Source organism: Mycobacterium persicum, from assembly GCF_002086915.1.
Classification (GTDB): Bacteria; Actinomycetota; Actinomycetes; order Mycobacteriales; family Mycobacteriaceae; genus Mycobacterium; species Mycobacterium persicum.
Genome location: NZ_MWQA01000001.1, coordinates 1,401,010 through 1,413,465, shown reverse-complemented (window position 1 = coordinate 1,413,465; position 12,456 = coordinate 1,401,010). Strand labels below are relative to the sequence as shown.

General features: G+C 66.7%; 8 protein-coding genes. 4 read left to right on the top strand and 4 right to left on the bottom strand.

Going from position 1 to position 12,456, the window contains the following annotated elements; all coding sequences use genetic code 11:
- Nucleotides 1–39: 39 nt before the first annotated feature.
- Nucleotides 40–954 (top strand): thioredoxin family protein, encoded by a 915-nt coding sequence (locus B4U45_RS06285; RefSeq protein WP_083154838.1) that lies wholly within the window; start codon nt 40–42, stop codon nt 952–954.
- Nucleotides 955–965: 11 nt separating this feature from the next.
- On the opposite strand, the gene glgB is transcribed toward B4U45_RS06285, so the two are convergent.
- Nucleotides 966–3,173: a 1,4-alpha-glucan branching protein GlgB gene (gene glgB, locus B4U45_RS06280; RefSeq protein WP_083154836.1), complete on the bottom strand. Its 2,208-nt coding sequence runs from the start codon at nt 3,171–3,173 to the stop codon at nt 966–968.
- A gap of 5 nt (nt 3,174–3,178) precedes the next feature.
- Nucleotides 3,179–5,266: an alpha-1,4-glucan--maltose-1-phosphate maltosyltransferase gene (locus tag B4U45_RS06275; RefSeq protein WP_075547307.1), complete on the bottom strand. Its 2,088-nt coding sequence runs from the start codon at nt 5,264–5,266 to the stop codon at nt 3,179–3,181.
- 254 nt (nt 5,267–5,520) lie between these two features.
- On the opposite strand from B4U45_RS06275, the gene glgP reads away from it, so the two are divergent.
- Complete coding sequence (gene glgP, locus B4U45_RS06270; protein ID WP_075547306.1) at nt 5,521–8,124, top strand: alpha-glucan family phosphorylase; 2,604 nt, start codon at nt 5,521–5,523, stop codon at nt 8,122–8,124.
- Here the strand turns inward: glgP and B4U45_RS06265 are convergent, their stop codons facing one another.
- Together B4U45_RS06265 and B4U45_RS06260 are read right to left on the bottom strand one after the other, a co-directional pair.
- A complete protein-coding gene (locus B4U45_RS06265) occupies nt 8,125–10,110 on the bottom strand; it encodes an ATP-dependent DNA helicase (RefSeq protein ID WP_116671259.1) in 1,986 nt (661 codons plus the stop codon).
- A gap of 34 nt (nt 10,111–10,144) precedes the next feature.
- On the bottom strand, nt 10,145–11,461 hold the full coding sequence (locus B4U45_RS06260) for a nicotinate phosphoribosyltransferase (RefSeq protein WP_075547304.1): 1,317 nt from the start codon (nt 11,459–11,461) through the stop codon (nt 10,145–10,147).
- A 66-nt stretch (nt 11,462–11,527) separates the two neighbouring features.
- On the opposite strand from B4U45_RS06260, the gene clpS reads away from it, so the two are divergent.
- Both clpS and aosR read left to right on the top strand, forming a co-directional pair.
- A complete protein-coding gene (gene clpS, locus B4U45_RS06255) occupies nt 11,528–11,833 on the top strand; it encodes an ATP-dependent Clp protease adapter ClpS (protein ID WP_036400296.1) in 306 nt (101 codons plus the stop codon).
- Nucleotides 11,834–11,857: 24 nt separating this feature from the next.
- Nucleotides 11,858–12,445: an oxidative stress transcriptional regulator AosR gene (gene aosR, locus B4U45_RS06250; RefSeq protein ID WP_023366192.1), complete on the top strand. Its 588-nt coding sequence runs from the start codon at nt 11,858–11,860 to the stop codon at nt 12,443–12,445.
- The last annotated feature ends 11 nt before the right edge of the window (nt 12,446–12,456 follow it).

The window sequence follows — 12,456 nt, the reverse complement described above, 5'->3', positions numbered from 1 at the left end:
GTGGACGGCGGGCGGGCCCGGCGTGACAGACTTGATGACGTGACACGTCCCCGACCTTCGATCGGGCCTGCCATGGCCGGTGCGGTCGACCTTTCCGGCCTCAAGCAACGAGCTCAACAAAGCGCCGCAACAGGCGGGGCCGCCGGTCGGGCACCGTCTGCTCAGCCGGGTGTGGTCGAGATCAGTGAGACCAACTTCGAAGACGAGGTAATCGCCCGCTCCGACGAGGTGCCCGTGGTGGTGTTGCTGTGGTCGCCGCGCAGCGACGTGTGCGTCGACCTGCTCGACACGTTGTCCGGCCTGGCCGCCACCGACCAGGGCACCTGGCAGCTGGCGACGGCCAACGTCGACGTTGCACCCAGAGTGGCTCAGATATTCGGCGTCCAGGCGGTGCCGACCGTGGTGGCTTTGGCTGCGGCGCAGCCGATCTCGAGCTTCCAGGGCCCCCAGCCTGCCGGTGAGCTACGACGCTGGCTGGACTCGCTGCTGTCGGCGACTGCGGGTAAGCTCAGGGGCCCAACGGATTCGGGAGAGTTCGCAGAAGTCGACCCTGCGGTGGCGCAGGCCCGTGCGCAACTCGAGGCCGGCGACTTCGACTCCGCAAAGAAGTCATACCAGACGATTCTGGATACCGAGCCGGGCAATGCCGAAGCAAAGGCGGCGATCCGGCAGATCGACTTCCTCACTCGCGCAACCGCACAGCGACCGGATGCCGTCCGAGTCGCCGACGCGGCACCGGATGACATCGAGGCCGCGTTTGCGGCCGCCGACGTGCAAATACTCAATCAGGATGTCAGCGGGGCGTTCGAGCGTCTGGTCGCACTGGTGCGCCGTACATCAGGGGATGAGCGCACCCGGGTGCGCACCAGGGTGATCGAGCTATTCGAGCTGTTCGACCCCGCCGACCCCGAGGTCATCGCGGGCCGACGCAATCTGGCCAACGCCCTGTATTGAGACCGCTCCCGCTAAGCCGGCTCCAGCCACAACGCCGACGTGGGCGGCAGTACCAACACCGCTGACGCGGGGCGGCCATGCCACGGGTCGTCAGTGGCGTCGACGCCCCCGAGGTTGCCGATTCCGGATCCGTTGTAGGAGGTCGCGTCGGTGTTGAGGACTTCCCGCCACCGGCCGGCCGAAGGCAGACCCAGCCGGTAGCCGCTGTGCTCGGCGCCGGCGAAATTGAACACGCACGCCATCACCGAGCCGTCGCTGCCGTAGCGCAGGAAGCTCAACACGTTGTTGGCCGAATCGTTGGCGTCGATCCAGGAATAGCCTGCCGGAATGGCGTCTTGGCTCCACAGCGCCGGGTGGCCGCGGTAGATCTCGTTGATGTCGCGCACCAGTCGCAAAATGCCGTTCGAGAAGCCTTGTTCGTCGAGTTGGAACCAGTCCAGACCGTGTTGCTCGGACCACTCGGCGCGCTGGCCGAATTCCTGGCCCATGAACAACAGTTGTTTGCCCGGGTGTGCCCACTGGTAGGCGAGCAGGCTGCGCAGCCCGGCGGCCTTCATGTGATTGTTTCCCGGCATCCGGCCCCACAGCGTCCCCTTGCCGTGCACCACCTCGTCGTGGCTGAGTGGCAGCACGTAGTTCTCACTGAACGCATACAGCATCGAGAACGTCATCTCATGGTGGTGAAAGCTGCGATAGACCGGGTCTCGACTGATGTAGTCAAGCGTGTCGTGCATCCAGCCCATGTTCCATTTCATCGAAAAGCCGAGGCCGCCAAGGCTTGTCGGTCTGGTTACCCCTGGCCACGACGTCGACTCCTCGGCGATGGTGACGATGCCCGGTGCTACCCGGTGCGCGGTGGCGTTCATCTCCTGCAGGAACTGCACCGCCTCCAGGTTCTCCCGCCCGCCGTAGATATTGGGGGTCCAGCCGCCCTCGGGACGCGAGTAATCCAGGTAGAGCATTGATGCCACCGCGTCCACCCGCAGGCCGTCGATGTGGAATTCCTGGAGCCAAAACAACGCGTTGGCCACCAGGAAGTTCCGTACCTCCGGCCGTCCGAAGTCGAAAACATAAGTGCCCCAGTCTAGTTGCTCGCCACGTTTGGGGTCGGAATGCTCGTAGAGCGGAGTGCCGTCGAACCGTCCGAGCGCCCACGCGTCCTTGGGGAAGTGGGCCGGCACCCAGTCCACGATGACGCCGATGCCCGCTTGGTGAAGGGCGTCGACCAGCGCCCGGAAATCGTCGGCGGTGCCGAAGCGCGATGTCGGCGCGTAATACGACGTGACCTGGTATCCCCATGATCCGGCGAACGGGTGTTCGGCCACGGGCAGCAGTTCCACATGGGTAAACCCTTGTGCCACCACGTAATCGGTCAGCTCCCGGGCAAGCTGGCGGTAGCTGAGTCCGGGACGCCAGGAGCCCAGGTGGACTTCGTAGGTGCTCATCGGCTCGAACACCGGGTTGCGCTGGGCGCGCCGGGTCATCCAGTCGGCGTCGGCCCAGGTGTAGTCGCTCACCGTCACCCGCGATGCCGTCTGGGGCGGCACCTCCGCGCCGAACGCGAACGGGTCGGCCCGATCGGTCACGACGCCGTCGGCGCCGTGTACCCGAAACTTGTAGAGGCCGTCGTCCGGGAAACCTGGCCAGAACAACTCCCACACTCCCGAGGAACCCAGCACGCGCATCGGCGCGTCGTTTCCGGTCCAGCCGTTGAAATCACCGATCAGGCTGACGCCCTTGGCGTTGGGGGCCCACACCGCGAACGACGCGCCCTCGACGACACCGTCGGCCGTGGTGAACGAGCGGGGATGAGCGCCGAGGACTTCCCAGAGTCGCTCGTGGCGGCCCTCGGCGAACAGATGCAGGTCGACTTCACCCAGGGTGGGCAGAAAGCGGTAAGCGTCGGCGACGGTATAGGGGTCAGCGCCCTCGTAACTGACCTGCAACCGGTAATCGATCAAGTTGACGAACGGCAGGGCCACCGCGAACAGCCCGGCGTCGATGTGCTGCATCGGCAACTGGTCGTCGCCGACGAGCGCGACGACGCTGACCGCGTGTGGACGAAATGCCCGGATAACCGTGTGGTCGCCGTATTCGTGGGCGCCCAGAATGCTGTGCGGGTTGTGGTGGGCGCCGGCCACCAGGCGCGCCAGCTCGGCGGGGTCAGGCGCCAAGTGTGTCCCGGGCAGTTGATCGGTTCGGCTCTTGGATCTACTCACGTCGCTCACCTCCTGCGCAGCAGTGTGACTCGGGCTTCCTCCGGAATGAGTGGCATGTTGATGACGTGGGCGACTGCTTGCGCCGGGTCGATGCGAACATAATTTGCTTGCCCCCAATTGAATTCCTGGCCGGTTATCTCGTCGCGGACCCAAAACCGCTCGTAGGGCTCCATACCCAGCGCCGCCATGTCCAGCCACAGGGTTGCTTCCTCGGGTCCGAGGGCGTTGAGCGTGAGCACCACCAGGACACAGTCGCCGGTTGCCGGGTCGAACTTGCTATAGGCCAGCATCGCCTCGTTGTCGACGTGATGGAAATGAATGGTGCGTAACTGCTGCAACGCGGGATGCAGTCGTCGAATTGCGTTGAGCTGCGTGATGAATGGCTCCAGTGACCTGCCTTCGGCGAGCGCGCCCGCGAAGTCACGGGGACGCAGCTCGTATTTTTCCGAGTCCAGGTATTCCTCGCTGCCTTCCCGCACCGCCCGGTGCTCGAACAGCTCGTAACCGGAGTACACGCCCCAGGCCGGACCCATGGTGGCAGCCAGCACCGCGCGGATGGCGAACATGCCCGGGCCGTTGTGTTGTAGGACCGCGTGCAGGATGTCGGGAGTGTTGACGAAGAGGTTGGGCCTTCGAAAATCGGCGAATTCGGCGATCTCGTTACCGAATTCGGTGAGCTCCCACTTGGACGTGCGCCAGGTGAAGTAACTGTAGGACTGCGTGAAGCCCAGTTTGGCCAGCCCGTACTGGCGGGCCGGGGGAGTGAATGCCTCGGACAAGAACAACACGTCGGGGTGGATGGTCTTGACCTGACCGATCAGCCACGACCAGAAGTCGGGTGGCTTGGTGTGCGGGTTGTCGACCCGAAAGAACTTGACGCCGTGGTCGATCCAATGTCGTACTACGCGCAGCACTTCGTCGTAGAGCCCCGCGGGGTCGTTGTCGAAGTTGAGTGGATAGATGTCCTGATATTTCTTCGGCGGGTTCTCCGCGTAGGCAATGGTGCCGTCCGGCAGTTGGGTGAACCAGTTGCGGTGTTCACGGGCCCACGGATGGTCCGGTGCGCATTGCAGGGCGAGGTCCAGTGCCACCTCCATGCCCAGGTCGCGCGCCGCGGCAACGAAGTCGTCGAAATCGTCGATGGTGCCCAGGCTCGGGTGGATGGCGTCGTGACCGCCCTCGTCGCTGCCGATCGCCCACGGAGATCCCACGTCACCGGGTGCCGCGGTGGGGTTGTTGTTGCGGCCCTTGCGGTGCACCTTGCCGATCGGATGGATCGGCGGCAGGTACACCACGTCGAACCCCATCCGCGCGATGCGCGGCAGTTCGGCCGCCGCGGTGGCAAAGGTGCCGTGTACCGGTTTGCCGTCGTCGTCCCAACCTCCGGTGGACCGCGGGAACATCTCGTACCACGCCCCGAAGCGGGCCACCGGGCGGTCGACCCAGACGCCGAACTGGTCGCCGCGGGTAACCAGATCCCGCAGTGGATAAGCCTTGAGCAGATCTTCGATTTCCGGGGACAGGGCCAGCGCGGAGCGGGTCACCGGGTCACCGGGATTCCGCAACGCCGCAGCGGCCTCCATCAGCGGCCAGCGTTGCGCGCGCGGCACCCCGGTGGCGGCGCGCTCGAGCAGCGCGGCGCCGATCAGCAAATCGTTGGACAATTCTTTTTCGCCTTGGCCTGCGTCGAGTTTGGCGACCAGGCTATGACGCCAGGTGTGTACCGGGTCACCCCAACCGTCGACGCGGAAGGTCCACAATCCGGCGCTGTCGGGGGTGAACTGGCCGTGGAAGACGTAGGGCTCCTGGCCCATCGTCATCGGGAACAACAGTGGTTTGACGCGCTGCTGCTCGGCGGGCCTGGCGGTCGCATCGGATTCCAGCGCTCGCACCGCCGAGACCCTGCGTACGTCACTGACCAGCGGATAACGCGTGCCGAGGTAGCGCACGACCAGGGTCGCGGCCACTGCTTCGTGGCCCTCGCGCCATACCGAGGCGCTGACCGGCACCACCTCGCCCACCACCGCCTTGGCGGGGTAGGCGCCACATGAGACGACGGGCTGGACGTTATCGATCTCGACACGACCGGGCACCAATCACTCCGTTCTGTTCGCGGCTCGCCCATGCAGGCGGGAAACCCGACCTCGTCCCCCTTGGCCCTGCGGACCGTTCCTGGGCTCGTCACCCCGGGGACGAGCAACAGCGGTGTCACCGGGGTGTCCTTCGTGTGTCGTTGTCTGCTCGTCTTAGCGCCCCATACCCACCCTAGTGTCCGGCCACACCGGCGGGGCCCGACCTGTCGCCGAGTAGCCCGCTTCCAACGGAATCCTCAGTAAGGTAAAGACGCGTGAAAGCCCTCCGCCGGTTTACCGTCCGTGCTCATCTGCCCGACCGTCTTGCCGCGCTGGACCAGCTGTCGACCAACCTGCGGTGGTCCTGGGAAAAGGCCACCCAGGACTTGTTCGCGAGCATCGACCCGGCACTGTGGGCTAGCTGCCACGACCCGGTGGCGGTGCTGGGTGCGGTCAAACCGGCACGCCTGGACGAGTTGGCGCTCGACGAAGAATTCCTGCGCCGGCTCGACGAGCAGGCGGCCGACTTGGCCGACTACCTGAGCCGCCCACTGTGGTACCAGCAGCGCGAGCTGGCGGGTGTCCCCGGGGCACCGGGGCCTAGCCTGCCCACCAGCATCGGGTACTTCTCGATGGAGTTCGGCATCGCCGAAGTGCTGCCCAATTACTCTGGCGGCCTTGGGATTCTGGCCGGCGACCATCTCAAGGCCGCGTCCGATCTGGGGCTGCCGCTGATCGCGGTCGGTCTGTACTACCGCTCCGGATATTTTCGGCAGTCGCTGACCGCCGACGGCTGGCAACAGGAGACCTATCCGTCGCTGGACCCGCATGGGCTGCCGTTGCGCCTGCTTACCGACGCCAACGGTGATCCGGTGCTGGTCGAGCTGGCGGTGCCGGATTCCGGGCAGCTGCGCGCCCGGATCTGGGTTGCCCAGGTGGGCCGGGTGCCGCTGCTGCTGCTGGATTCCGATATTCCGGAAAACGAGCACGAGCTGCGCGGCGTGACCGACCGCCTCTACGGGGGTGACCAAGAACACCGGATCAAGCAGGAGATCTTGGCCGGTATCGGTGGGATAAGGGCGATTCGCGCGTTCACCGCCATCCAGGGATTGCCGGCCCCCGAGGTATTCCACATGAACGAGGGCCACGCCGGATTCCTGGGAGCCGAACGCATCCGGGAACTCATCACCGACTCGGGATTGGACTTCGATACCGCGCTGACGGTGGTGCGGTCCAGCACGGTGTTCACCACGCACACTCCGGTACCCGCCGGTATCGACCGGTTCCCGGTGGACATGGTGCGGCGCTACTTCGGCGATGGCGAGCCGGGGCTGCTGCCGGGCGTGCCGACCGAGCGCATCCTGGCACTGGGCGCCGAGGACGATCCCACCAAGTTCAACATGGCCCACATGGGGCTGCGGCTGGCGCAACGGGCCAACGGTGTCTCGCTGCTGCACGGCAGGGTCAGCCGGGCCATGTTCAACGAACTGTGGCCCGGATTCGACCACGACGAAGTCCCGATCGGGTCGATCACCAACGGGGTGCACGCCCGCAGCTGGGCCGCGCCGCAATGGCTGGAGCTGGGCCGCGAACTGGCCGGTTCGGACTCGTTCGCAGAGCCCGCCGTCTGGCTGCGGTTACAGCAGGTGGATGCCGGCCACCTGTGGTGGATCCGGTCACAGCTGCGCTCGTTGCTGGTGGAGGACGTGCGGGCGCGGCTGCGGCAATCATGGCTGGAACGCGGTGCCTCCGAAGCCGAATTGGGCTGGATCGCAACGGCCTTCGATCCGAACGTGTTGACCATCGGGTTTGCCCGCCGGGTTCCGACGTACAAGCGGCTGACCCTGATGCTGCGTGATCCGGATCGACTCGAGAAGCTGCTGTTGGACCCCGAACGGCCGATACAGCTGATCGTGGCAGGCAAGTCGCATCCGGCCGACGACGGGGGAAAGGCGCTGATCCAGCAGGTGGTGCGGTTCGCCGACCGGCCGCAGGTGCGCCACCGCATCGCCTTCTTGCCCAACTACGACATGTCGATGGCCCGGTTGTTGTACTGGGGCTGCGACGTGTGGCTGAACAACCCGTTGCGGCCGTTGGAAGCGTGCGGAACATCCGGGATGAAGAGCGCGCTCAACGGGGGGCTGAATCTATCCGTCCGCGACGGCTGGTGGGACGAATGGTACGACGGCGAAAACGGCTGGGAGATACCGTCTGCCGACGGCGTGGCAGATCCGGAACGACGCGATGACCTGGAGTCCAATGGGCTCTACAACCTGTTGGAGCAGGCGGTGGCGCCGAAGTTTTACGAGCGTGACGAACGCGGCGTGCCGCCGCGATGGATGGAGATGGTGCGGCACACCCTGCAGACCCTGGGACCGAAAGTGCTGGCTTCACGCATGGTGCGCGACTACGTCCAGCACTACTACGCTCCGGCGGCGCAATCGTGGCGTAGGACCATCGGTGTTGCGGGTGACGGCACCGAGTTCGCCGGGGCCCGTGAGCTGGCCGCCTACCGGCGGCGCGCCGAGGCGGCGTGGCCGCGGATCGAGATCACCGACGTGGACAGCGCCGGGCTGCCTGATACTCCGCTGCTCGGCTCGAAGCTGACCTTGACCGCCATCGTGCAACTGGCCGGCCTGCAACCGGACGAGGTGACCGTCCAAGCAGTGCTGGGCAGGGTCGACCCCGGCGATGTGCTGCTGGACCCGAGCACCGTCGAAATGTCGCATACCGGTACCGACGGTGTGAGCCACATCTTCTCGACGACAACCCCGCTGCCGCTGGCGGGGGCCGTCGGCTACACCGTGCGAGTGCTGCCTCGCCATCCGATGCTGGCCGCCGGCAACGAGCTGGGGCTGGTGACCCTGGCCGGGGGCTGATCAGCCGGCGGCCGACAGTCGCTGCAGCGCCGCGCGGACCTGGGCTGGGTTGGTGGTCTGCCAGAACGGGGGCAGCGAGGCTCGCAGGTAGTCCCCGTAGCGGGCGGTCGCCATTCGCGAATCCAGCACCGCCACCACCCCACGGTCGCTGACCCCGCGCAACAGCCGACCCGCGCCCTGCGCCAGCAGCAGCGCCGCATGATTGGCGGCGACCGTCATGAAACCGTTGCCGCCGCGAGCCGCCACTGCCCGCTGGCGGGCGCTCAGCAGTGGGTCGTCCGGACGTGGAAACGGGATGCGGTCGATCAGGACCAACGACAGCGACGGTCCGGGTACATCGACGCCCTGCCACAACGACAGGGTGCCGAACAGCGAGGTGGCGGCGTCGGCGGTGAACTGCTCGACCAGCGCGGAGGTGCTGTCGTCGCCCTGGCACAACACCGGTGTGGAAAGCCGTTCGCGCATGGCTTCGGCGGCGGCGCGCGCCGCGCGCATCGAGGAGAACAGGCCAAGGGTCCGCCCGCCGGCTGCGGCGACGAGTTCGGCGATTTCGGTCAGCTGCTCGACCGACCCGGTCCCGTCCCGGCCGGGCGGCGGAAGATGGGCCGCCACGTAGAGGATTCCCGACTTCGCATGGTGGAAGGGCGATCCCACGTCCAGCCCGCGCCACGGTGTGTCCGAAGGCTTGTCCGAGGATCTGTCTGACGTCAGGCCCCAGGACGCCGCCATCGCGTCGAAGGTCCCACCGATTGCCAGCGTCGCCGAGGTCAGCACCGTCGTCGAACGGGCGAATATGGCAGTGGCCAGCAGATTGGCGACCGACAGCGGAGCCACCCGCAGCACGCTGCGGGGCGAACCGCGGTTCTCCTCATGGTCGAGCCAGACCACGTCGGTGCGGTCGGGGATCGCCGGTGCGAAGGACGTCAGTATCCGCGACGCGGTATTGGAAATCTCGGTCAGGGCCGCCGCGGCTTCGGCGCGGGCTGACGCCGCCTTCGCGTCGCTGGTGCTGTCGATCGCCGAGCGGGCTGCACCGGCCGCGTCCCGTAGCGCCGTCAGGTATGTCGCCAACTCGTCGTCGAGGTAATCGATGCGCCCGGGTGGCGCGTCGTGGATCGTCGAGGCGAAGGTCGCCGACGCCGCTTCCAACCGCTCCAGCACCTCCGGGGCGACCAGCCGGGCGATCCGCCGCGCGGCCACACCGAGGGTTGCCGACGTCAGCTCCGCGGTGGCCACCGAGGTCACCCGGTCGGCCAGCTCGTGCGCCTCGTCGACCACCAAGAGCCGGTGTTCGGGCAGCACCGAGGATTCAGCAACGGCGTCGACGGCCAGCAACGCATGATTGGTGACGACGATATCGGCGGAACCCGCCCGGGCGCGTGCCCGTTCGGAGAAGCACTCGGAGCCATACGGGCAGCGGGCCACGCCGAGGCATTCCCGCGCGGAGACGCTGACCTGCGACCACGACCGATCGGCCACGCCGGGTTTGAGGTCGTCGCGGTCTCCGGTGCCGGTTGTGGTCGCCCATTCGGTGAGCCGTTGCACGTTACGGCCCAGCGCGGTCACGGCCATGGGGTTGAAGAGTTCCTCCTGCGGCTCGCCGGCCGCGTCGACGTCCGCGCCGCCGTTGTGAACCTTGTTGAGGCACAGATAGTTTCCTCGCCCTTTGAGCAATGCGAATTGCGGCCGGCGGGGCAGGGAAGCCGTGAGCGCATCGGCGAGCCGGGGTAGGTCGCGATCGACGAGTTGCCGCTGCAGGGCGATCGTTGCGGTCGACACCACGACGGGCTCGTCGTCGCCGACCGCACGGACAATCGCCGGAATCAGGTATGCCAGGGACTTACCGGTGCCGGTGCCGGCCTGGACGACGAGGTGCTGGCCGGTCGCGAAAGCCTGTGCCACGGCATTGGCCATCTCCAGCTGGCCGCGGCGTTCGCTGCCGCCCAGGGCTGCCACGGCGACGGCCAGCAACTCGGGAACAGACACCTCAGGCGTGGTTACTCCCTTGTCGAATCGGATCTCAGGGCGTGATCGTCTGGGTCGGGATGGCCGGGTCGCCGGGCGCCAATTTCAGTCCCTCCCAGGGCAGGCTGTGCAACCCCGACGCGACGAGCTTGCGGGCCGACGCCAGCGCAGCGCTACCCGTATCGGCTACCACATCTCCGCCGCGAACCAGCGGGGTGGTCAACACTCGGTGCGGCTCGGTGGTGGTCGGAGGGCGCCCCGCCGGATGCACGATTTCCTCGGTGATGGTGCCCGTGGGCTTCGACAGCCGCAGCGCTTCTTTGCGGCCGCCTCGGGATTCCTTGTGGCTGCTGCGTTTTTGCACGGGCATGCCGTCGACCTCGACCAGTTTGTAGACCATGTTCGCGGTCGGCGCACCCGAGCCGGTGACCAGCGACGTCCCGACGCCGTAACTATCAACCGGCTCCGCGCGCAGCGCCGCGATGGCGAACTCGTCGAGATCGCCGGACACCATGATGCGGGTCTTGTTGGCGCCGAGTTGGTCGAGCTGCTCGCGGGCTTGGCGGGCCAGCACGCCCAACTCGCCGGAGTCGATGCGGACCGCGCCGAGCCCGGTACCGGCGGCAGCGACAGCGTTGGCGATACCGGTCGTCACGTCGTAGGTGTCGACGAGCAGCGTCGTGTCCGGGCCCAGCGCCTCGACCTGGGCGCGGAACGCGGCCAACTCTGACGTAGCCGAGGGACTGTCCCGGTGCGCATAAAGCATCGTGAACGCGTGGGCCGCGGTGCCTTCGGTGGGTATCCCGTAGCGTCGCCGGGCTTCCAGATTGGACGAGCCGGCGAAGCCCGCGAGATAAGCGGCCCGGGCGGCGGCGACCGCGGCGCGCTCATGTGTCCGGCGGGTGCCCATTTCGACCAACGGGCGGCCGCCGGCGGCGCTGACCATCCGCGCCGCCGCGGACGCGATCGCCGTGTCGTGGTTGAAGATCGACAGCACCAGCGTTTCCAGCAGCACGCATTCGGCGAAACTGCCGTGCACCGAGAGCACCGGGGAACCGGGGAAGTACAGTTCGCCTTCCGGGTAGCCGTCGATATCGCCGCAGAAGCGAAAATCCCGGAGGTAACCCAGGGTCTCAGGGTCGAGGAAGTGGGCCAGTAACTCGCACGCCTCGTCGTCGAACCTGAACTGCGGCAACAGCTCCAGCAGTCGACCGGTTCCGGCCACCACCCCGTACCGGCGGCCCGCGGGAAGCCGGCGGGCGAACACCTCCCACGTGGTCCGGCGATTGGCTGTGCCGTCGCGCAGCGCGGCCGCCAGCATGGTCAGCTCGTACTTGTCGGTCAGGAGCCCAGCGGGGACCGAGTCATTCACCCCGCAACCGTATCGGTTCGCGTCGGGGTCTCGGTATCCACCGCAGTGGCTCGCTATCCTATGGCTATGGTTGCTGCATCAGCGCCCGCCAAGCCCGGATCGACCGGGCAACGCGAGTCCGCGCCGGTCGATGTGACGGCCAGTCCGTGGGTGACCATCGTCTGGGACGACCCGGTCAACTTGATGAGCTATGTGACGTACGTGTTCCAAAAGTTGTTCGGCTACAGCGAGCCGCATGCCACCACGCTGATGCTGCAGGTGCACAACGAGGGAAAGGCAGTGGTCTCGGCCGGCAGCCGGGAAGCCATGGAGGTCGATGTGTCCAAACTGCACGCCGCCGGATTATGGGCGACGATGCAGCAGGACCGGTGAGCTTCGAGGGTATCCGGATCCAGCGTGCGCAAATGGAAGCGCGTCGAAACCCGCAACGGCCCTCGTTTTCGGTCCGCCTTGGCTCCCCACGAGGCAGCCCTGCTCAAGAATCTGGTCGGCGCGATGGTCGGGCTGTTCGACGAACGCGAATCGACCACTCCGACAGACGAACTCGAAGAGATTACCGGCATAAAGACCGGGCACTCCGACCGTCCGGGTGACCCGACGCTGCGTCGGCTGCTGCCGGATTTCTACAAGCTGGATCCCGGCGACCCGATGACCCTCGATGCCTCCGAGACGCTCAACGCCGCCCTTCGCAGTCTGCATGAGCCGGCGATCATCGACGCCAAACGCGGTGCCGCACAGCAGTTGCTGCAGACGGTCCCGGAAAACGGCGGTCGGTTCGAGTTGACTGAGTCCGATGCCAACGCCTGGGTTGCTGCCGTCAACGACTTGCGGCTGACTCTTGGAGTACTGCTCAACGTCGGCCCGCAAGGGCCCGAGCGGCTGCCGGCCGACCATCCCATGGCGGCGCATTACGACGTCTACCAATGGCTGACGGTTCTGCAGGAGTACCTCGTCCTGGTGCTGATGGGTAAACCCGCCGGATGATCGCGACGGCA

Coding starts and splice junctions, on each gene's coding strand:
- clpS (WP_036400296.1), top strand. CDS start 11,528: ATGGTTGCTGCATCAGCGCCCGCCAAGCCCGGATCGACCGGGCAACGC.